Origin of the sequence: Leptospira kmetyi serovar Malaysia str. Bejo-Iso9, assembly GCF_000243735.2 — a bacterium.
GTDB classification, from domain to species: Bacteria; Spirochaetota; Leptospiria; order Leptospirales; family Leptospiraceae; genus Leptospira; species Leptospira kmetyi.
The window spans coordinates 314,681-338,190 of sequence record NZ_AHMP02000001.1; the positions used below are offsets into that span (position 1 = coordinate 314,681).

General features: G+C 45.0%; 9 protein-coding genes. 1 reads left to right on the forward strand and 8 read right to left on the reverse strand.

Annotated features, from left to right (window positions below; all coding sequences use genetic code 11):
* Positions 1 to 6: 6 nt before the first annotated feature.
* From LEP1GSC052_RS20645 to LEP1GSC052_RS01515, 5 genes are all read right to left on the reverse strand, one after another.
* A complete protein-coding gene (locus LEP1GSC052_RS20645) occupies positions 7 to 5,985 on the reverse strand; it encodes a carboxyl transferase domain-containing protein (protein ID WP_051185348.1) in 5,979 nt (1,992 codons plus the stop codon).
* Between the two features lie 21 nt (positions 5,986 to 6,006).
* Entirely contained in the window at positions 6,007 to 6,411 is a 405-nt protein-coding gene (acpS, locus tag LEP1GSC052_RS01500) for a holo-ACP synthase (RefSeq protein WP_010572264.1), read from the reverse strand.
* Between the two features lie 18 nt (positions 6,412 to 6,429).
* Positions 6,430 to 16,383, reverse strand: a complete 9,954-nt coding sequence (locus LEP1GSC052_RS01505; protein WP_244265264.1) for a type I polyketide synthase — start codon at positions 16,381 to 16,383, stop codon at positions 6,430 to 6,432.
* A gap of 144 nt (positions 16,384 to 16,527) precedes the next feature.
* A complete protein-coding gene (locus tag LEP1GSC052_RS01510; RefSeq protein WP_010572262.1) occupies positions 16,528 to 17,667 on the reverse strand; it encodes an acyl-CoA dehydrogenase family protein in 1,140 nt (379 codons plus the stop codon).
* Between the two features lie 64 nt (positions 17,668 to 17,731).
* Positions 17,732 to 18,583, reverse strand: coding sequence for a 3-hydroxyacyl-CoA dehydrogenase NAD-binding domain-containing protein (locus LEP1GSC052_RS01515; RefSeq protein ID WP_010572261.1), 852 nt, complete (start codon positions 18,581 to 18,583; stop codon positions 17,732 to 17,734).
* A gap of 349 nt (positions 18,584 to 18,932) precedes the next feature.
* On the opposite strand from LEP1GSC052_RS01515, the gene LEP1GSC052_RS01520 reads away from it, so the two are divergent.
* Positions 18,933 to 19,724, forward strand: coding sequence for a helix-turn-helix transcriptional regulator (locus LEP1GSC052_RS01520; protein WP_010572260.1), 792 nt, complete (start codon positions 18,933 to 18,935; stop codon positions 19,722 to 19,724).
* Positions 19,725 to 20,098: 374 nt separating this feature from the next.
* Here the strand turns inward: LEP1GSC052_RS01520 and LEP1GSC052_RS01525 are convergent, their stop codons facing one another.
* From LEP1GSC052_RS01525 to LEP1GSC052_RS01535, 3 genes are all read right to left on the reverse strand, one after another.
* Positions 20,099 to 21,334, reverse strand: a complete 1,236-nt coding sequence (locus LEP1GSC052_RS01525) for a hypothetical protein (RefSeq protein WP_156892083.1) — start codon at positions 21,332 to 21,334, stop codon at positions 20,099 to 20,101.
* 83 nt (positions 21,335 to 21,417) lie between these two features.
* Positions 21,418 to 22,743 carry a hypothetical protein gene (locus tag LEP1GSC052_RS01530; RefSeq protein WP_010572258.1) on the reverse strand — a complete coding sequence of 442 codons (1,326 nt, stop codon included), beginning with the start codon at positions 22,741 to 22,743 and terminating at the stop codon, positions 21,418 to 21,420.
* A 52-nt stretch (positions 22,744 to 22,795) separates the two neighbouring features.
* A complete protein-coding gene (locus tag LEP1GSC052_RS01535; RefSeq protein WP_156892084.1) occupies positions 22,796 to 23,458 on the reverse strand; it encodes a hypothetical protein in 663 nt (220 codons plus the stop codon).
* Between the last annotated feature and the right edge of the window lie 52 nt (positions 23,459 to 23,510).

Consider the following 23,510-nt stretch of genomic DNA (forward strand, 5'->3'; position numbering starts at 1 on the left):
CACTCGCTAAGGCAGAACGCAATTCTCCCAATCGTCCGCTCTTCCGTTCTGTCCGGTCGCAGAATAGACGACACCTTTCGAATACGATTGTCTTCTCTGCGACCATTCGTTCCGCTTTTCTTCGGCGTTTTTCAAACCCGTTACGACGACCGAACGTAGATCCCCGATCGAAGCGAAGACTCCGTCTAAAACTCCGGTGGAACGCGCGTCGTTTTTCGCTTTCGCTTTTTCCTTAAAAGAATCTAAGAATTCTTTCCGAAGAATTTCGATCTCGGCTTCTTTGTTTTCCTTCCGTAAACGAGAAACGTTCGCTCCCTGAAAAAGATCGAATGCGGAATGTGCTCCCATTACGGCTAACGTTCCATCCTGCAACGCATGATACGAAATTCCGGGACGCAAAAAACCGCTGAAAGCGTGAATTTGTCTTCCTCCGTAATTCTGTCTCAATACAACGGAGACAACCGGATTTGCGGATAATACGTTGACGTCCAACGATTCTCCTCCGATCTGTTGAATCCGAAGCCGTTCCTGTTTGGTTCCCGGAACGAAACCGGGAGCGTCCGACAACATCAATAATGGAATATCGTGTTTACTTAAGAATTCCATAAAAACCCTGAATTTTTCCGTACCAAGGGCGTCCGGAGCGCCGCCGTCTTTCGGTTGATCCGCGATGACGCCTATTGTCTTACCTCCGATTCTTCCGAGTCCCGTGATTAAACTTTTACCAGGATCGTCTTTATAAAATTCCAGAAATGAATCCGCGTCCAAAATCTCTCGGATTACCATCGTTTCCATGTCGTATGGATTGCTTGGATCGTTCGGAATTTTCGGATCGGATTGTCCATTCGAGCAATCTTTCAAGTCTCTTATATTCAAAAGATTGAATATAAGAGAAGCCGTGGAAAACGCCTCCTCTTCGCTCGCAACCGTAATCGTTGCGCACTGTTCCGGAGCCGAGAATCGCAAGGATCGTAACGACTTTTCCTTTCCGAAATCCTCTTCGTTGCGAACCAAAATCCAGACGTCCCCCACGGACGACAACTCCGGAAGCGAGAGTCCTTCCGGATGTTTTACGATATGAACGAGAGGACGATCGAAGTCCTGCAATAACTTTTGAAAGTCTCTTCTCGCTCTTAGGGAATTGCCGTTTTCGATATACGCGCTTCGAAACCATTTCGAACAGTAGACGAGCATCAAACCCGAATTCGTTTTTTGCGCGATTCTTACCGATTCCTTCGCCTTGATCAACGCCGCATAGGAATGAAATCCGAACTCGGTTCTTGGTCCGAGCGCCACGATCGGAGTTCCTCCGAAGGAGAAAAGACCCGCGACGAGAGATTCGGATCCAGAATACGTTTCTTTAACGGAAAGAAATTCGTTTCCGTCCGCAATTCGTTTCAGCTTTCTTTCCGATAAAATGTTTTTGAAAAGATCGAAAGAATCTAAATTCTTAAATTGAAAATCACTTCTTTGTGTTTCTCGCCGAGTCAGAATTGATTGGATCCGATACAGATAAGAGATCAAATGAAGTTTATCATTCGCGACAAAGTCGACGGTTCCGGTACCGCGTCCCATTACCTTGGCTCCGCCGATCTCGTAATTCGTCAACTTCTCTCCGGTGACGGATTCGATTACGGAAGATCCGGTAAGAACCCGATACGATTGTTCCTCGTCCAGAAGAACTTGAATCGAAGCCTGAGAAGAACCGTATACATCCAGTCCGGTCGAAGACCCTACCCCGACGGCGATCACAAAACAAAGGTTAGGCCTTTCGTCCGAACGATAGGTTTTAAAATTCAAATCCGGAACGTTCTCCAACTCCATTAGAAAATTAGAAATTACGGAATCATTATGTGCCTCGATTGCGGAACGGAATTCCTGGGCTTTGACTCGGTGAGTCAGAAGCGCGTTGATGAAAAAACCTTCGGAAGCGCGATTCAACGCGACCATACCTTCCTTGATGTTCGCTCCCGCCCCATCGTTCCAAACGTACAACGGAATGTCTTTTCGATACGCGATGTAAGCGGCCGCGAGATATTTCTTCCCTTCCTTGTCTCCGGTCGCACCGCCCGCGACCCTCGAATCCTTCAAAAAGAAAAGAGCTTCTGCACCCGCGATTTTACCGAAGAATATCTTCGCTCCCACCTTCTGCGACGCGGAAGACAAAACCGGATCTAAATTCTCCTTTGAAAAATCCAAACCGGGTATCAAAATCTCACGATAACTGGAAGCGTCGAAGGTTTCTTCTACCCAACGTTCCAAAGGCCATTTTCCTTTTTCGTAAAGTTTGGAATCCTTTGCGTCCTTTTCGATCGAGTAAGGAAATCGGATATCGTTTTCTCCGATCAAGTCCATCCTTAACTTGCCGTCTCTGAAAAAGAAAGAATACGTTTTAAAACGATCCTTACAATGGACCTCTTCTTCGATCTCCAGCGTAAGACTGTCATAAGGACCGTGTAGAAAAAATTCCATCATCGACGAAGCGCTGTTGAATATTTTCTCATACTCAAGAGTTTTATTCAAAGAATCGCTTGAGGTTGCGGCCGGACTCTTGTGAAATGCGATCATCTCCAACCGAAGGGAAGAAACCGGATATAGAACGTTCGCACCTTGCAGAAAAGAAGCGGCGCGAATCGCTTCCGTCTCGAGGCCGTAACAAAAGCTCAATCCTTCTTCGTTTATCACCGGAGTCAAAGCGTCCGAATCCATCAACACGATCAAAAGATAGATCGCTTCCTTATTTTCGTTCCGTTCGATATGATAAAGACAGTGATTCGAAATCGGAGAATACAATCTTCGGATTTTACCCTTTGTCTTCCAATAGGCGATCTTATCGGAGATCCTCGCTTGAACTCGTTCCGATAGATCCGAAAGAACCAGAGCGGGTTCATTTTGAAGAGAAGATAGAAATTCCTTTTTTTCGATTCCCGTTTTAGAGAGAAAGGACCAAGGATCTTTCATAAACGATATGAACGAATTGACATGCCGTTTCGAAAGCGTCTTCACCCCTTCCGGAGCGTTGAAGTTTAGATTCTTGCGTTTGCCGATAATCTTTCGGATCGTAGCTTCCAGCTTCGGCTCGCGCTCTCTTTCCTCCAACGCCAGTAAAACCCTCAGATTCAGATAAGTCGATTTCGCATTCGGCACCAAAGAATTCAGTTTTTCTAATATTTTCGCGTAGGTTTCCCTTTCTTCTCTCTGGGTTTTATACGCACAGACGATATTATAGAACGCCTCTCCTTGGTTCGGCACCCTCCGAAACGGAGTCCAGGGTTTGACTCCGTAAAATGAAAACACTTTTGCAAGCAGCTTGGAAGTGGATTTATAAGGCATAAACCCTTCCGTATCCCAATTCAAAAGCGATCTCTGCAGTTCGCCGAAGTGAGAATGCATGGATCCGATATCGGAAGAGAACAATTTTCGGAGAGAAACGTTGTATTTGATAAAGAATTTTACAAAACTCTTCCATTCATCCGTTTCTTTTTGGTTCTTCAATATCGAATCCACATTCAATTGATTCAATAAGTATCCGATTTTTGAATTCGCCGTCTCTCCTTTGGAATAACCCAAAGTCCAGGAATAAAAGAAACGCAGAATTTCCTTTCTGGCTTCCGGCGTATCGAGTTTCTTTTCAAAAACGGAATTCTCCGTATCCTCTCGCCCCGGAACTAAATTCCATTTTTTTAATATAGAAAATTCTTCCGAAATTGAATCGCTTTCGTCGATATCGGATAACGCATCGGTTTTCGTTTGCTCGGAGTTATCGGACGAAATTCGAACAAGCAACTCGCCTTCCGTAAAACTTTTACCCAGAATCTGACCGGATGCTGTTTTGCCCCTTACGAGTTTATTTACGTTTCCGTTTTCCACGAGATAGTCCAACGTTCCGTCGATCGGGGCCCTCAAAACGGTTTCCATTTTCATCGCGGAGATCATAATCAACGCGTCTCCTTTGGAAACGATTCCCCCCTTTGCCCAAGTTTGATTTGTTTTCGGATCTTCGTAGATCTTTACGAACGTTCCTTGAAACGGAGACCTCAGAAATCCCTTTTCGTCCTGTCCTTCGCTTCGATCCTCGGAGCTGATTTTCAATCTGGCATAATGCAGTTTTCCGTCAGAGTTGCTCGTAAATCGAACGAGGTGAAAGTTCGGTTTCGCGTCGATTCGAACCGATACGGATCTGTTTTCGGATTCCGCAAGAAATTGTTTACCGTCCGCGGACGATCGACTGATTCGAATCCGTTTGAGAGAAATTCTGTCACCGGCGATCCAAAATTCTCCGAGGCCCGTCCTCAACAAAAAACATTGATAACAAGAATCCTGAATCCAGATCTTATAGCGATTGGGAGAAGTCGATTCTTCGTTTGAATAGACGATTCTTGCCAAATCCCTTTCCCGAAACGTTTCGGATACGGCTTCGCCCGTCTGACGAATCGATTCTCCGATACAAGCGTATATCATGGACTCTTCCAGATGATCCGTCTTCGCGATCGTAAGTTCCGTGAACTCGTCGAGTAGACGATTGTCATAGTCGCCTTGACGAAATCGATGATGCCTGAGTATCGCGAGCAACTGTTCTACGTTAGTCGTAATACCTCTTATATAGAGTTCGCTCAAAGCCCGTTCCATTCTTTGAAGCGCTTCGTTTCGATCCTTTCCGTAGGATACGAGTTTCCCCACCATGGGATCGAATTCTCCCGGAATCCGATCCCCCTTTTTGAATCCGAAGTCGCATCGGATTCCGTTGAAGGTCGGCAATTCCAATTCCTTGATTTTTCCGGGAGAAGGAGAATAGTTTTGAAACGGATCTTCGGCGTAGATACGGCATTGGATGGAATGACTTCGTTCTCCGAATCTTTTTCTGAGTACGGTGCCGTATTGGATCTCATCGGGGCGATCGTCAAAAAGAAAGATCTGCCACTTGGCCAAATCGATTCCAAGAGATTGATCGGTTACCGTGTATTCGACTTGAAGCCGAGTGTTCATTTCTAAAAATCCGAATTGGCCCGTTTCACGATCCAATAAAAATTCCACCGTGCCCGCGCCGCAGTCTTCGACATATCCGGAGATTTCGGCTAACTTCTCCGCATTGGAAAGAAGCTGTAATTGAACTCGATGATCCAAAAAGGTTTCACCGGATTCTTCTATGATCTTTTGATTTCTTCTTTGAACCGCGCACTTTCGGATTCCGACCGCAACTCCGTTGAAAATCTGAATTTCAAAATGCGCCGGTTTCTCTATAAATTTTTCAAGATAGAACGTATCGTTCTCGTAAGAATTCTTACCGATCCGAGTCGCGCTTTCGATCGCGGGAGCGAGTTCTTCCGTCGTACGAACGACGAGCATTCCTTTCCCGCCTCCGCCTGCGTCCAGTTTGAGAATGACGGGAAATCCGATCCGTTCCGCTTCCGATTTTGCCTCTTCCAATCCTCGAATGGAACCGGAACCTTGAAAGAGAGGAATTCCGTTTTCGATCGCAAGACGACGCGCGTCTAATTTGTTCCCGACCTTACGCATCACGGAAGCCTTCGGGCCCATGAATATGATTTCACGATTATAAAATTTTTCTATCTCTTGCAATCTTTCCACAAAACGGAAATCTTCGGATAGAAAACCGTAACCCGGATAAACCGCGTTAGCACCGGTTTCGATCACCGCGGCGCAGATGACGGATATGTTTGCGTAGTTGCGAGCCTCTCCGATATAAACTACCTCGTTTGCGAACTCAAACCAGGATTGCCCCTTATCCTGATCCGCGACTACCGCAACGGATTGAATTCCCTCTTCTTGCAACGCGAGAATGAATCGTTTCGCAATCTCTCCGCGATTTGCGATCAATACTTTCTGAAGAATTCCGCTTCGTTTATTAAATTCGCCGTTTCGATTCTCCAGGTTTCTATTTTTATTTCTCAATTCTTCCCTGGACAATTCGATATCTCTAAAGTCGTTCGAATCGGTTCCCTCGGTTTCTTCCGTTTTCAGCATTTCATTTTTCATATAATTTTCCTAATATTGTACCAAAACCTGAGACGCCGCGTAATCCTGCGTATGAGTGATCGTCAGACGTACGGAAATCAAATTGAGATCGGAAACATAGTCCATTAGTATTCCATAATATCGAAAGAACGGCCTTCCGTATTCGTCGTTTCGAATCTCCAGCTCCGCGTAATTGAAATTTAGATCGGGTTCTGCGTGCAAACGGCGCCCGTCCAACGCCTTCAAAAACGCTTCTTTCGCGGCGTATCTTCCGGAATAAAACGAGGCTCTTTGATCGGCGTTCTTGGAATTCGCTTTGGACTTTTCCCATTCCGTAAACGTTTTTTCGAAAAAGAAAGTTCCCCGATCCTTTAAAAAGGATTCAAATTCCGGAATATACACCATATCCATACCGATCGAATACGAACCGTTCATAATGTTTACCTAATGTTCTTATTTCGAAACGAAGTAAGAGGACCGATAAGACGCGTCCAAAAGCGCGGATTCCTCGTCTTCTTCTTCAAAGTAAGAATGGGTTCTGCGTTCATAGAGCTGCGTCCCGTTGCCCAAACGAATTTCATTGTATCGATGGGTCGCATACTTTCCGCGTTCGCGGCATCGATCGATATAGGCTTCTCTTTCTTCTTCGTTCAAAATTCCCCAGAAAAAATTTCTATGAAGGAAAAGACAAAGAACTCCTATATGTCCGAAGCCGAGAGAAGTTAACATCCCCGCCTTCCAATGATTTTTTCCGAAACGAATGGATTCGTCGCTGAATGCGATAAAAGAATACGGGTTCATATCGGAATCGACGTCGTCCAAGTTTCGATTGCCGGTGAGAATTCCCTCTTCCAAAGACTGAATGACTCCGATCGATTGCCACATCGCCGCACCCGCTTTCGAATGTCCCGTCAATGCCTTTTGTGAAACCACTGGAAGATTATTCCCAGGTGTTCTGCCTAACGTAAGCATCAGCTTATGCAGCAAATTGTTTTCGTTCTTATCGTTCGCCTTTGTGGAAGTATCGTGTTTGTACGCGAATCCTATATCGTCCGCCTTCAGTCCGTAAGAATCCAAAGCGGATTGTAAGGGGGAAACTTCCGTTTTAGAATTGGCCGCCAAGGAAAGCAGACCGACGCCCGGAGCGGGAATCGAAGTTTGAATTCCATCAGTACGAGAACCCGCAAATCCGAGAAGACCGTAGAGCGGCAATCCCATCCGCAAAGCAACGTCCCCTCTCGCGAGAAGAACGACGCCGCCTCCTTGAGATTCCACGAAGCCGTTTCTTCGGACGTCGTTCGGACGACATACTTCGGAAGTAAGAATTCCTTGTTCGGCCATCTCACTCGTGTTCGCCGTCGCGTTCATATCGCCGAAGCCGATCATACTTTCTTCAAGTGTGTCGTCGAACGCGCCCGCGATCATAAACTTAGCCTTACCCGCCAGGATCGCGTCCCGCGCAAGTTCGAGAGAAACGCCTCCGGTCGCACAGGCGGCGACCGGAGTCTGCATCGTTCCATAAATTCCCGCATACGAAGTGATCGCCCAAGCGGCGGTAACGTTGATCAACGATTCCTGCAGAGAATCGTGTTGTCTTTCTTCTCCGTGTCTGAAATCCAAAAACATACGTTTGATTTTTTTCATACCGCCCATACCCGATCCTACGCTGGAACCGGCTTGGCTCGGATGAATGTATTCAAACAGTTCAAACGGATCGAGACCTGCACGAAGATACGCTTCGCAAGTACAATACAAGTTATAAACCGTAATCGCATCGACCTGACGAATCAGATCTTTTGGAATTCCGTATTTTTCCGGGTCCCATCCGTCCGGAATCTGACCGGCGATTCTGCGTTGAATCCCTACGGCCTTTTTCACTTTCAAGACGGAACCCTTCTTGCGTTTGATGAACCATTTTTCCGTACTCGGGTTGTTGTATATCTCCGTGGTCTGAGGATCCGCCTTTCTAAATTCTTCCGCTTCCTCCGGTCCGCTGATCGGAATCATCAGATCCTCTTCCAAAACAACGTCCGCAAAAACCGCGATCTCCGTCGGATCGTATCCCGAACTCGTATGATCTACGATTCTGATTCCGGAATGTTCGAGGATCTCCTTCTCGTATTTTTCTTTGATCTGCCATTCGGGAATCGCTTCTCCCGTTTTCGCGTCGGTCCAAACCTTTCCGTTTTGCCCGCTCTGATAACGGATATAACCCATATTCCAAGCGAGTTCGACGCAGGATTCCAAAGAAAAGGTTCCGTTCTTCTCCAATTCCCAACGTGTAAGAGAACTTCCCGCGGGACCTACTTCTGCATAACCCACCACACAGACAAGATCCTGGGGTCGAAGATTCGAAATCGGTTTGAATTCGGCTAACGTTTCTTCCGAAGGAACTTCGGGAAAACGGAGACCTTGTTTTGGAAGAGCCTTAATCTTTCGATGGAACGAGGAAGATACATTCAATTTTTGGAATATACTTTGGATTTCTCCGTTCTTTTTCATCTGCGCGACAAGATCCGTACGGATCTTCGTCAAAATCTCGCCGAGATTTTCAACGTTACCCAACCCGCCGGTAAAATCCGCCTTCACGACATCCGGTAAAAGATTACTTGCGCTCAAAGCGGAAAGACAGGAAATCAAAAGCCCCATTTCCGAACGAGAAAAAGTTCTGACCTCGGTTTTTGATTCTAAAACGGGAGCCAAAAGATCGTTCGCTTCCATCAATCCCGTACCTCTTACCCAACCGATCACTGCGCCCAAAATCCGAACGGAGTTTCCCCAATCCGCGGCTTCGGAATATCTTTTGCGAAAAAGAGTTTCCAATCCGATTTTTGTTTCGGCATACATACCATCCCTGCCGAAAATCCCGTGATTCGGAGAAAGAGGCAGAATGACGTTGAGCTTGGAATTCTGCTCTCCGATATTTTTTCTCAACTTGCCGAGTTCACCGATCAACTTCTCGACGCCGAGGAGCATCACTCGGATGGAAACAAGGGAAGAATCATCCAAACTCGAAACGGAATTTTCTTCTCCGACTGCGGCAAACGGAATCAGGAAATCGGGATTCCACTTTCTTTCTCCGAGCCAATCGGTAAGTGAACGGATATCCGCCAAGGAACCCTGAGAGAATGGAACGATTTCAAGACTCGAATCTTGGGACCCGTATTTTTGATAGAGCTCTCTAAGAATTCGAATCCGCGTAGAAGAATAAGAAGTGGTCGTAAGCAGGACCTCCGCCCCGCCCGAAAGAAAGGCTTTCACGACCTCCCACGCAATCGAACCCGGACCCGCTCCGGTAACCAGAACCTTTTTACCGGAGAACGATATTCCCGACTCGCAAAGCTCGTTGAGAATTTTAGAATATTCTAAAGTTATTTTTTCGTTTTTCGAAAAGCTGGAACCGAAATCCGAACTCGTCTCTAAATGAAAATTCCCCGAAAGAACGGACGCCGGGCTCTTGGAAATCTTTCGTTCTTCACAAACGATAGAGCCGTCCGTTCCTTTTTTTAGTATAGGACTGTGGACGACTTTCGGATATACGAACACAGAAGGTTTGCCTTTCTTGGATTGAATCCATTGTTTCAAATTGGAGAACTGACGACCGGCGTTCAAATACGATTCTTTCTTTTCCGTACCGGAGGAACTTTGAGCCTTGCGATCCAAGTATCCTTCCCAGTAATTCACGATCTCGTAGATCTCCGGGCTTTGATGATTTCCCAAGTAAAGAAAATCCTCGTTTGAAAATTCCCGGATCTCCCCTCTTAAAAACGCGGCCGCTCGAACGAGAATTCGTTTCTTTGCCCATTGTTTCGAGTTTCGAAACGAAACGAACTTCTTCTCCGTAAACGCGGGCGTAATATCGTCGGCCTTTTTAAGAAGAACGGATCGCGCTTCTTCGATCGACTTCAGATCTTGTATTAAGAATTCTGAATATGGATCATCGTCGAGGAGGCGTTTTCTCAGATCGCGCAACGACTTGGCAAAAAGCCCTTCCAGTCCGAAATATTTTCGCTCCAAGGCCTCGAGGGCCGCGGAATCCACTGTTCCCCCTCCGGTAGCGTTTGAAAAAGCGGAACGTTTCGGAATCTGCACCTTTTTTAAAACTGCAAATTGATCGACCGCCTGATCGAGCCAGCGCGCGGCTTCTTTTGCGTTTGCAAGTCTCGCTTTCAGGCCGATCGCGCTTAACTTTCCGCTTCTGAGAGAATCGCCTTCTCTTGCAATCAAAGGAAGTTGAAGGATGAACGCGAACACTCCTTGTTCATTTAACAATCTTTCTTCTTTGAGGTGTTGAAAAATTTCCTTTCTGCCGTAGTCCGGCGGGAAGAATTTTTTGAGAACTTCTTCGAACGCGCTTCTTAAGTAAGGCCCCGGTTGTTCATAAGGCATTCTTTCTTCCAAAACTTTTACGAAATCTTTGAGCGGTTTTTCATGCGCCCCTTCCAATGCGTTCGTCTTAAACTCGACTCCGATATCGGCGAGCGCCTGATTTCGTTTGGAAGAATTTCCGCCGAACAAATCGTCGATGGTTTCGGTTTCCAAAATTTCGTCGATTCTGACGCTCGCCTTCAAAGCAAGTAAGGAAAAAAGCGCGTCCTTTCTTTCCAGAGAAATCGAAGGAGAATCCAAAGATTCGGACACGTTACGCGCGCTTTCATCCGTGGACTTCACTCGAGTCGGCGTAACCGAAACGACTTCCTGCGTTTCCGGAGAATCGATTCGTTCCTCTTCTTCCGATTCGGGAATCGAAATTTTCCAAACCGCTTCTTCCACATCTTCTTTTTCGTAAAAAACTTCGTTTCTGTTTTCTTCGATATGTAGAACTTGATAAAGGGATGAATCGCTTTTGTCCTTGAGGGTCTGTCTCGCCATTCCGGCCAGATCTCCTCTTGCACCGATATCGATGAGACGTCTGGTTCCTAAGCGGTCGAAAAGAATTTCTTGAGATCGGATCCACTGAACGGGCATTGCAAATTGAAAGGCAAGTAGCTCGATCAACAAGAGACGTCTGGTTTCGTTGTTATCTCTTTCTTTATGAGAAAGTTTTAACAGATCGGATGCGACCTGACTTCCCGCCGTTTGAAAAACCGATTGCAAAAATTCGTCCGAAAGCCCGAAGGGAAGCGCCACCAAATTCGGAATATATCTTCCGTCCAAATCTCTGAGCGGAAGATCCGGGCCTATATTCGCTTCCAAAGTTTTTCTAAACTCGGGAACTCCGGAAATCAGCACGCGAGAATGAAACGGAACGTCGATTCCTTCCAGACGAATCGTGGTCTTTTTGCCTCTTGCGAATTTTTTGCACTTTTCTTCCAATAACTCGAGAGCCTGAATATTTCCGGTCACCGAATATTGCTTATCTCGAATATTATAATTTACTACTTCTAAGTGAAGTCCGGATTCTTGTTTGGCTTCTTCCACGAGTTCGAGAATCTTGTTTTCATACAAACCTACGTGTCTGTTTCCGAGTACGACGCTCATGGCATACGAACTCTTACCCTGTTCGTCTCGGGGGACCAAACTCTGCATCGTCAATCCGCGGTTGAATACGATTTTGAAAACGTTCTCGGGATGGATAAACTCCCGCGCGGATAACGCGGAAAATTCTCCGAGAGAATGTCCCGCAAACGGAGATCCGACCTTGAGATATCCGCGTTTTTTTAAGATCGCCCAGTCCGCCAAGGACTTCGCGACTAACGCGACTTGAGTAAACTGAGTGAGGTTCAAAACGCCCTTCGGATGCACCCAATCTTTTCCTCCGCAGCGAATGGAAGTGGGATTGTTCTTTACCACTTCAAGAAGAGAAAACCCGAGTTCCGAAACCGCGACCTTTTCCGCGGATGCCCAGACTTCTTTCGCTTCTGAAAATTCTTCCAGAAGTTTCATTCCCATTCCCTGAGATTGGGAACCCTGTCCCGTAAATACGTAGGCGGTTTTCGGAGGACGAATCCGTGCGTTCGCGCGCAACTTCACGTCTTTATTCCGATTTTCTAATGTGATTTCGAGAACCATGTCACCCGAATTCTGCGCGACGTGATACGCTTCCAATTTCAATTCTTCTCCCGGAAAAACCGGACCTTCGAAGTACTCCCGAAAGGAGATCATTCTGGAAGAATCGCCGTCGCAAACGTATCGAATCAATCGATTGACAACTTGAGAGGACGTCCAAAGTCCGTGAACGATCGGACGTTCCCAACCTCCCATCTTCGCGAAACGAATATCGGTGTGAATCGGATTCGCGTCGCCCGACGCGGCGGAATAGGAAGTCATGTCTTCCGGCGCTTGAAACACGTCGGAAAGAATTCTATATTTTTTTTGTAGAGGAATCGTAGGATCGGCTTCCTGATAGACCTTAAATAACCGATCAAACGAAGAATCCGCTTGCGGAGAAGTTTTTTCGTCTATTAGAAAACTGCCATATAATATTTCACTCATACGGCTGTTGGAACGAAAAATTCTTCCTTGAATTTTATGAATCGTTTGTTTTTGGTCCGTGATCAGAATTCTTTTGTCCGTCACAAAACGAATCCGATCGCCTACTTGAATCGCGGGCGTCTCCGATTTATTTTTAATCCAGGAAAGCTGACCGATTACTTCCGCTTCCGCTTGAGAAACGATTTCGATACTTCGTTCGACCGCATCCGTATCGAAACTCAAAGAGTTCCCTTTTTCTCCTCTGAGTAAGAATCCGGTTTCAAATCCCGCGATTTCGATTTCTCCGTTCCACATTTTTCCCGAGACATAGAGGACGGTTGCATCGTCCATCTTTTCCACGCGGGAGATTTTGGATTTGGAAACTACGGAATCTCCGGCCTTTAAGTCTGCGGCCTCCGGCTTCCAGTGAAATTCCTGCGAAAGATGTAACAGACGGAATAAATCCGAAGCGGTATATGCAAACAGAGGTAACACCGTACTCTCCCAGGAAAATACGACGCCCATCGATAAGGGAGAAAGACTCGGCTGATCGTCGGAAAGATCTTTCCGAAAATAATCCTGAGTCGCCTTTCTAAAACGTATGATCGATTCCTCGGTTAAAAGAATTCGAGTCGTCCATTCCTTTTGAAAATCCTCGGAACGCTCCAAGGATTTGTAAGAATTGATCACATCGGGAATGTTTTTAACTTTCCAAACCTGAGCGTAAAAGTTTCGGATTTCGGAAGTGAAAAAATTTTTATCTTCCGATACGATACAATCCGGACTTTCACCGGCGATAAAACGTCTTCGAAACGGAACGGAATTCTTTTCGCCCGGATGATCGAAGAAGAGAATCAGTTCCGCGGAATTATGATTCAACAACTGCAAAGACGCGGCGATATTCTTTCCGTCTTCCTTATAAGAACAGATCTGAACGAACTCTCCGGCGGCTCCCTTTTCCCAACTGAACTTGCGAGATAATCTTGGAGAAAACCAAGTCCTCAAATCCGATCCGTTCCCGCCCAATCGATCGCTCGCCAATAAAAGAGAAAGAAGCCCATCTCCTTGATTAGACAAGTATTGGATCCAACTTTTATCATCGATCGTATCCGCGGATGGAATCGAAACTTCCGTGATATTTTCGGAACCGGAAAGTATGATTTCTTCCGGAAGATTCGAATTCGGTAATGAAACAAATTCTTTCCAAGAAATATTCCCGTTTGAATTCCGCTCCGTTTTGGAGCCGTCAACGAATTCCTTTAAGATTCGTGCGACGGGTTCATTCACTTTTTCTAATCCTTGCACGGCTCTCGGCCCCGGGATCCAAGCACAGGCGTTCGGATCCATTCCCACACAATGAGAATACCAAAGAGAATCGGATTTGATCCAACGAACCAAATCTTCGTCGAGCACCGGAACGAAATTCACAGGTTTGCCCGGACGTTTGCAAACTTCCAAGAAAAAATCCCGATCTTCGGGTAAGAGCAGGAGCCGGTCGCCGATCGGATAACGTTCCTTCCAGAGTTTCAGAAACACATTCTGATTATCTAATACGTTTGATTCTTCCAGAATCGAGTTCTCCTCCGTTTCGGAAGGAAGCATTCTCCCTTCGAATCCGAGAATCAAATCCTCCAATCTGGTTCTATAGCTCCGATCGATAAAGGGATGATCCGGCCATTCTCCTTCGCCCCATTGCAGTTTCTCTCCCGGACAGACGAGAGAAACGAATCTTTCCAATACCTGCGTATAACTGAGAGAGGCAAGATCGCCGAAAAACGGCTTTGCGGTCCGATCCAAAAGAGAGATCAGCTCTTCTTTTTTTTCCGATACGTTCTTTCTCGCCTCCGAAGGTTCCTTACCCTTCGTAATTTTTTCGGCGAGATCCGAAAGTTTTGTCCAAGTGTTCGACGCGTAGTAGATATCCGCTCCCAATCCCGACCTGCCGGAGATCACTCCGCCGACTTCCTTTCCGTCCTTTGTTTTTTTCCAATCGACGTCTCCGGCAAGTTTCACCAATTCTTCCTTGATCGGAAGCGAAGTCTTACATTCCAAAGCGGCCATCAGCCTTGTTCCTAAAAATACGGCGTCGACGGGCATTATGATTTTCGGGTTCCATTCTCCCGATAACCAAAGCGCGGAATCTTTCGGAGATCCGATTCCTCCCCCCACAGCAAGAACGATATTGGATCGTTTTCTAATTTCTTCGTATGTCGCGGAAATCAATTCCTCCAAATCCTCCCAACTATGATGTCCGCCTGCGGCTCCTCCCTCCACCTGCATTAGAATTTTAGAATGTGGTAATAAATCGGCGATCTTCAGTACTTTTCCGATCTGTTCTACGGTTCCGGGTTTGAACGAATTCAGCCAGATGCCCGCGGAGTTCCATTCTTGTAAAAGACGGACCGCTTCCTCCGGCTCGGGAATACCCGCCGAGATCGTAACTCCTTCGATCGGCGCCCCTTCGGCTTTAAATTTTTTGATCAGAGGAAGATGAAGGTTCCACAGATAAGCGTCGAGATAAAGCAGATTGATTACGATACCTTTGCCCGCCGGAAGCTCCTTCGAAATTTTTTCCATTCTTCTTCGAAAGATTTCTTCGGAAACCTGCCCGCCTCCGGCCCACTCTACAATATAACCTTCCTTTGCGGCGGCGATGACGATATCGGGTTCGGCGGTACTGGGAGTCATTCCTCCTCCGAAAACGGGAGGACGTCCCGTCCAAAGAGAATAACGATTCTTCGGAAATTCTTTTCCGTTGGGAAGAGTGACGAACTCCACCGCATATTCTTTCCATTCTTTCGGAAAGGAGAACGTTTTGGTTTTTACAAAAGCCTGATACCGTTCCTCTTGTGTTAGGTTGTAAATCAGTAAAGAACGTCCTTTCAAAAAAGGAGAACTGATCTTTTCTATAAAATCACCGGGACCGAACGATAGGAGCAAATGTTTGCCATCTTTCTCCACCAGAGATGAGAGCGTAACGTTCCAATCCAAGAGATCGTTACAAACCATGGATACCAAATCAGATGCCAAATCCCTATCGGATTCTCTGAGATCTTTTCCGGTTCGCGTATCATAGAGCGGTATTTCCAACTCGTAGGCTTTTGGCGAGAATCCTATCCTTTGAAAATCGACTTGAACGTTATGCTCCACTTCGGAAAGAAACGGAGAATGGAAAGGCGTGGAGGAAGCGATGAAGTTCCAGGTTTTCACTCCTTCAAAACCGGATCTTGAAAGTTCTTCTCTGAATTTCAATAGAGCTTCCGGGGCCCCGCAGAAAACGCGGCTGTTCGGACCATTGACGAGTCCGATATGAACTTGTTCTCTGCGACTTTGAGATTGATTGAAGCGGATTAAAATTTCGGATAATGTTTCCTTAGTTTCATAAAAGTACATCTGAGCCATCGGCGAAGGCGACTCTTCCTTTTTGGCATAACGGCGCAGAACTTCAGGATCCAATTCCATTTCAGGAAATTCGGACTGACTCTGAATCCCTAGGAAAAACAATGCGGAAAACGTTTTTTCAAAGTTGTCCAGGAAAGAAGTTTTATCAGGAGAACTCGAAAGAAGAAGCCCTGCAAAGATTCCCTGAGAATGTCCGTAAATTCCTCCGATCGCTTTTCGGATGGAATTCCAATTCTCTTCGTTGCGTGCAAAACGATATAGATTCGCTGCTTGCGCGGCGAAAACCAAAGGACCGCTGTAATAGGACGACTTCAGAATCGCTTCCGTCGGTATGGAAGACGGGTCGATGAGCCACCCACGCAGAGAAAAACCTTTTTTAAAATACCAATCCCGTCCGTCGGAACGAACCTGATCCATACAAACTTCGATCGCTTGAAACAAACGTATAAAAAAAGGCGAAAATTCTCCTTCTTCCTCGAACAAGGCCATCAATTCCGAAAGAGGATTGCTTCCTTGCCCGGCAAACAAAACGCTCACATGAACTTCGCTTAACAATCGTTCGTTGAATACATGAATATCATTCGGTTCCATTACCCGACTTCCATTCCCTCCGACGTTTAACTCTTTCATGTTTTTCACCTTTTCCTTTTATATTCAGTTAGTTTATGTTTTTATAATTTATTTAATAAGGACGATCCGTTTCAAAAGAATTACATTTGTCCTTAATTCCGAAATTCATTGTAAAAGCATCTTTGAAATCACAACTCTTTGGATTTCGCTGGTGCCTTCGTAGATCTCCGTGATTTTCGCATCGCGATACATTCTTTCGATTTCATATTCCGTGATGAATCCGTAACCTCCGTGAATCTGAATCGCTTCCTTTGTAACGAAGGTTGCCATCTCTGAAGCGGAGACCTTACACATAGCGGACTCCATCGCATAATTGGGAACGTTGTCCTTAGCCCAAGCCGCACGATACGTAAGCATCTTGCTCTGTTCGATTCGAGTGTACATATCCGCGAGTTTGAATTGAATCGCCTGTAGCTCGGCGATCGGTTTTCCGAATTGTCTTCTTTGTTTCGCGTAGGCAATCGAACGTTCGAAAGCGCCTTCCCCGATTCCAAGGGCTTGCGCGGCGATTCCGATCCTTCCACCGTTCAACGTTTCCATACTGATCTTGAATCCTTGATGCTCCTTACCCAAAAGATTCTCGATTGGAATCTTAACTTCATCCAAAGCGAATGCGGTCGTATAACTTCCGCGGATTCCCAACTTGCTTTCGTTTTTTAAAACGACAACGCCCTTCGAAGTAAGATCCAATAGAAAGGCGCTGACTCCTTTGTGTTTCAAATTCGTATCGGAAGACGCGAATACAATGCCGGTCCCTAAGAAAGCTCCGTTCGTAATAAAATTTTTACCTCCGTTTAATACGAAATAATCGCCTTCCCTTCTATAAGTGGTGCTCAAACTGGAAACGTCGCTCCCGGCGTCCGGCTCCGTCAAAAGAAAGCATCCGATCTTCCTTCCAAGAGTGAGATCCGGCAGCCACCTACGTTTCTGTTCTTCCGTACCGAAACGATAAATCGGGTCGCAGGCAAGCGAAGTGTGTCCCGAAATCAAAACTCCGGTAGACGCGCATACTTTAGAAATTTCTTCTATAATGATAATATAAGAAAGGATATCCAATCCCGTTCCTTCGTATTCCAAGGGAATGTAACTCCCCAAAAATCCCAACTCCGCGATTTTAGAAATGAGTTCCTTGGGAATAGAGTGTTCTTCGTCGATCTTGGACGCGATCGGCCGAATTTGTTGCTCCGCAAACTTACGGACGCTTTCCCTCAACTCTACGTGCTCTTCATTCAATTCAAAATTCATAATATTATAACCTTATTTTATTCTGTTCTAATTCGTTTCCGGATTTCGGCGGGTATTTCAAATTTTATGCGTCCCGGTATCGATAAAATCCGATCCCGCTTTTGCGCCCGAGATGTCCCGCTTCCACCATTTTCACTAAAAGAGGACAAGGACGATACTTAGGTTCCTTAAAACCGCCGAACAGGACGTTCATGACGGCCAAACAGGTATCCAATCCGATAAAGTCTGCAAGAGCCAAAGGCCCCATCGGTTGATTGGTTCCGAGCTTCATTCCTTTATCGATTTCTTCCGGCTTACCTACGCCTTCGAACACAGCAAAAATCGCCTCGTTGATCATCGGTATCAATACTCGATTTACGATAAAGGCGGGATAATCTTCTGAGACGCAGTATTCTTTTCCGAGATTCATCACGAGGTTCTTCGCGGTTTTGAAAGTGCTTTCGGATGTGTTGTGGCCTTTGATAATTTCTACGAGTTTCATCAAAGGAACCGGATTCATAAAATGGAGCCCGATGATTTGCTCCGGGCGATTGGTAACGGACGCGATTCGAGTAATGGATATCGAAGAAGTATTCGAAGCGATAATGGCCTCCTTCTTCGCGATTTGATCCAATTGGACGAATAGATCGATTTTTAATCTTTCATCTTCGCTTACCGCTTCGATGATCACGTCGTTGTCTTTAAAGGCGCCCAGATCTTGAACAACAAGAATTCTTGAAATGGTATTTCTTATTTCCGATTCGGAAATGCTTCCCTTCTTTACAAGTTTCAGCAGGTTTTGTTCGATTCCTTTCAACGCTTTCTCGAGTTGTTGCTCCGAAATGTCGAACAACACGATTGGATAACCGGCTTGGGCAAAAGTCTGCGATATACCCGAACCCATTTGCCCCGCGCCTACAACGCCTATTCTTTCCATTTTGTTTCCCCGCTTGCGTCGCCGCATCGACCGATGGATGTTCCATGTTTTATCCTATCGTGATCGAGACATTCGAGTTTGAAGATTGAGAAAACGTAATGTCATTCTTGTGAAACAATTCTTCCCGCAAATTCCGAACTTACGTTATGCAAAATCATGCAACATCCGAACGTCTAACACGATACTCGGCTTATTCGATCGCAGCTTGAACGTAACGGCTCGCGGAAAAAAATTCTTTTGTATGAATCGGCTACGTGTTTACAATTAATTTCGACCTTAAGCATTTTCGCTTTCAATCGAGAAAGGAAGATAAGATCCTGGCGTTGTATTTGAAAGAGTTTGAAGGAAAATGAAGAATTCTCTTTATATTTGGGATACACAGATCTTATATGCTGCATGGGAAGAGACGACCGCGATGCACAGCCTTTACTCCGCTTCCATCTATTTTTCCGTAGAGCGACCTTCAGAGCTTTTCTTGCCGGACGGAAGCATCATTGAATTCTCGGGCGTATTTATTCCGCCTAACACGGTCCATAGGCAAGTCGCCAAACAAACGCATATTCTAAATCTGAACATAGATCCTGATTCTCCTTTCTTTGATCGCATCGCCGGTTATACGCATAGCGGTCTTCAAGTTTTTGATTCCGGAAAGATAGAAGGTTTGAGTGAAACTCTTGCAAAGGTCTTGAAGGAAGAAACCACGGACGAAGAAGCTCTGGGTATATTACAAACTCTTATCGATTCGGTGTTCGGGCCCATTCTTCCTCCTAAAACGGCAAAGACGTTGGACAAAAGAATCTCCACCGTTGCGAATCATCTGCGTTCCCTTGCGTTTTTGCCCCAACCCGAAGAAATTAAACTTGGTTATTTAGCAAAGCTTGTGAATCTATCGGAGGATCGTTTCCGTCATCTGTTTAAGGAAACTCTTTTTACGTCGGTTAGAAAATACATTCTTAGCTTAAGATTGAAGATAGCCGCTCGAAACATTCACCGCTGTGTAAATCTTACCGAAGTCGCACACGTAGCTGGATTTTCGGACTCGGCTCATTTTAGCAGAACGTTTCGAGCTACCTACGGACACAGACCTTCCGTTGTTTTTAGAAATTCCAAAAGGGCGAGAATTCGATTTATCGAAAGATAAGATCGGGTTCTTTTTATATTTTCAAATCCTACTCGGTTCTTTTTCCTGATAGAGTTCTTCCATACGATCCTTATTTGGATCGGCAATCGAAGCGCGTTTCACCTCGAACAGATTCGTCGATCCTCTCCGGCCTCGAACGGCTTGGAAAGCAAGATTATGATTTCCCGTTTACAAATGAAAAAATCAACAAGTCTCTCGATCAAAATCATTCAACGATTGCTCGGAATCGCATCCTTAGATCTTGCATTGGCGCGGAACTCTGACGAATCTGATTATTGTCTATGATATAGAGTCCCGTCCAAAGAAAGCTGAGAATCCATCCGCAATGGATTCTCCACAAATTTTAGAAATAACATTCGAAGTAGCCCGTTCTCCTAGAACTTTTTAGCATAACCGAAACTGAAATATACGAAATTCGTAACGATTCTCTGTTGATTGTATCTTTCTTTCAAATATTGTCTTACGTTCGGATCCGCAAATGTAGCGTTGATCTGATCGTATACAAAAGTGTTGTCATACCCGTATAACTTGGAAGGATCCTGAACGTGACCGTCGTGGACGAGACGAGTCGCTCCGTCGAAATAATTATTGTTATCGTAGAGATGAACGTCGGGGCGATTCACGTGATTTCCGGAGACGAAAAAATTTCCAAAGTGAAATTTTATAAAACTCGAAATATCGGAAAAACCGGAAGTTTTGTTTCTCGGGTTCGCTTGATACATATAACCGATGTTCGTTCCTACATCGATTTTAAAAAACTGGTCCTCTCTAAAAGTGTATTTGAATTCCAGAGGAATGTATAAAGAAGAACGATTCAAACCCGTTGCGGGAGTACCTTGGTTTCTGAAATTGACCGTCTTGTAAACCGAGAGTTTAGGATGTAAAAATTCCAAGAACGGCAATTCCCAACTTACGTAACCTTGCGTTTTGGAAAGCCCGCCGCTTCCGTTTGTGGGAAAAATCGCATAACGAAAAGCCCCCACCATAAATCGGCCGTATTTCGATTTTTCAAAATCGTAGAACAACGTAAATTCTCCGGCGCTATTTCTCGCCATCCCGTTTTGATTTACGTATTTTCCGGCAGACGTATAACAATTATTAGGCGAAGGACAAATATTTCCGGTATCGATATCGTGTTGAGCGCGAAAGAATAATTCGGGACCGCCGGATTTACTCTGCAAGATTCTTTGTTCGTTGTCCTTGTCCGCGCGATCCGACATCCAGATATTCAAAAAAAGTTCTCCGTATAAGTGTTTGATCGGAGTCGGAAATTCGATAGTAGGCTGAAATGCCCAAACGGGTTGAAAGGATTTATACGGAGTATTGTTCATACGAGAAGCGTCCTCCGTCCCTAAAGCCCAACCTCTCCGGATGTAATCGGTCGCAAATTCTATTTTTACCTCGGTATGATGCTCGTTCCCGTGTCCTTTCTTATCCTTTTTAGAATGCGGGTCTTCCGATTTCGAATCTTCTCCCTCCTTGGAAGAAACTTCCGTTTCGTTTATTTTTGCTTCCTTTGTCTGAATCTTTGACTCTTGTGAATACAGATCTATATTCATAAATACGAATATTCCGAATAAGATCACCGTGTGCGACGTCGTCCACTTCATAAATTTAATTCCTCGTTCGATCATAATACAAAACCTTTTCGTTTTTCTCCCTTTAACATTCCTTTTACCATTCTCCGTTTCGCTTAAATACCTTTCGAATATCCGAAGGAGAAATAATAGATTTCCCTTTTGATATGTTGACTTTGATAATTTTCGAGTATGAATTTTTGAACGAGAGGATCGGAAAAATTCCGATTGATCACGTCTCGTACCGAATTATTCAAAGCGCCGTACTGCTTTGAAGGATCGATTGTGCGGCCATCCCTCATCGAATCCGAAGTGGTTATGTTATCGAAAAAATAACTACTATCATAGATCTCTAAATTGGGCCGATAAGCCATGTTTGCCGTTAGATAAAAGCCGTCGTATTCCAACTTCAAATTCGAAGTTATATCGGAAAATCCGGAAAGATTATCCTGAGGATTGTTGCGGATGATATAACCCGCGGAAGTTGTCGGCGTGATCTTAAACTTTTGAGTGATCTTAAACTCGTGACTCAACTCGAAAGGAATGTATCCCCATCCTTTGTTGATGCCGGTCGTGGGAGAATCATTGCCCGGGTCCGTCGTTTTGAAAAAAGATAACTTCGGATTTAAGTAGGTAAGAAACGGAATTTCCCAAGCGATATAAACTTGAGTCCATGAAAATCGATTCTTAGGAAGAAACGCATTGTAAGAAAAAAATCCGGTTGAAAACTTTCCGAATTTCGATTCCGATAATTTATAATCCGCGAGAATCTCTCCCCCGTCGTCCCACTTAAGACCGTTCTCTTCTTTGAATTGGTGAACCGATCTTGGATCGAAAGGTAAAACTCCCTGATTCAAATACGGTTGATAGTAGTTCAGCAATTCCGGTTCGCCCGGACCCGCTTGTAAAAATCTTTGATCCGAATCGCGATCTCCCTTATGAGTTAAAAAGAGATTGAACCAAAATTCGAGGGTAAGTCGTTTCGTGATCGGGATCTCGATCGAGGGTTGAAACGTGTAAGCGGGAAGAAAGGAACTGTATTTTACGTTGTCTCTTTGACTGATCGATTCGCTTCCGAACGTATTACCTCTAAAAACGAAATCGGACATCAACTCGACGTTCACGATGATCTCTTCGTCCTCATCCTCGTCTTCCGATTGATTTCGTTTTGTTTCGGTCATACTTGTGTCTTGAAGCAAATCCGCTTCTTCATCATCGTCGTCGTCGTTCGAAAAATCTTTCGAATTCCCCGCCAAACGAACGCCTCGGTTTCCATCTATTTTATTTTTCTGAAGAGGAGTTCTCTTTTGATTCCCTTTCGTATTTTGATCCGAAGACTCGATGAGTTTTTCTTTTGGCTTTTTATGCGATTCTCCGTTCTGCCGAGAATCCGTTCTTACCTGAGAATCGGATGAAGAAACACAAAGTAGAATTAAAATCATATATAGACAAATTTTCATGGTAGTACAAAATATATATTTATAATATACTAATTTACTTTAATATAAAGTCCATGATTTCAATGATCAATTCCAATAAAATGAGAACTACGATCGTGTATTCGGCTATCATTTCCCAAACTAAGAATTTCTTTTCGGAGACTCTTTCGGAAAGAATGGTCAGAGTTTCCTGAGTATGCCCCCAAGTATCCAGAAGCGCGGTCAGTCGATCCGTTAAGAACTCGGATTTTCTAGAATTAGAATCCGCCAATTCTTTCCAATCCGGGTTTGGAATGCCGAAAAATAGTGAACGGATGATTTCTATTTTCATAGACAACGCAAGACTCTCGTCGTGTTTTCTTCTGATTTCGTCCGAGTGAAGAAGTTGAACCGTCTTCACCTTGGAATACTTGTTCAAAGCGTTCAAAGTCCATTGCGACAATTCGTTTAAATAGGAAGCCGACATTTCGTAATACGCTTCGACCGCGATTTTGGAAAGCATCGTCGTTGCGGATTCGTGTTTTTCCTTATTGTTTTTTTCGATCTGCGCTATCGAAATCCAACGGGATTGATTGACGATGCTCCAATTATTTCCCCTTAAGGGGGAATATTCGCTTAACGTTAAGTGAATGTCGTTGATTTTGGTCCCGTTCCCTTCGATCACGATACAATCGAAAGGAAAACCGAGATACCAGCCTTTGATTTTTTCAAGAAACATCGGAGAACATCCTTTCGGCATGACCAACGACGCCCCTTCTTCGAATGACAAA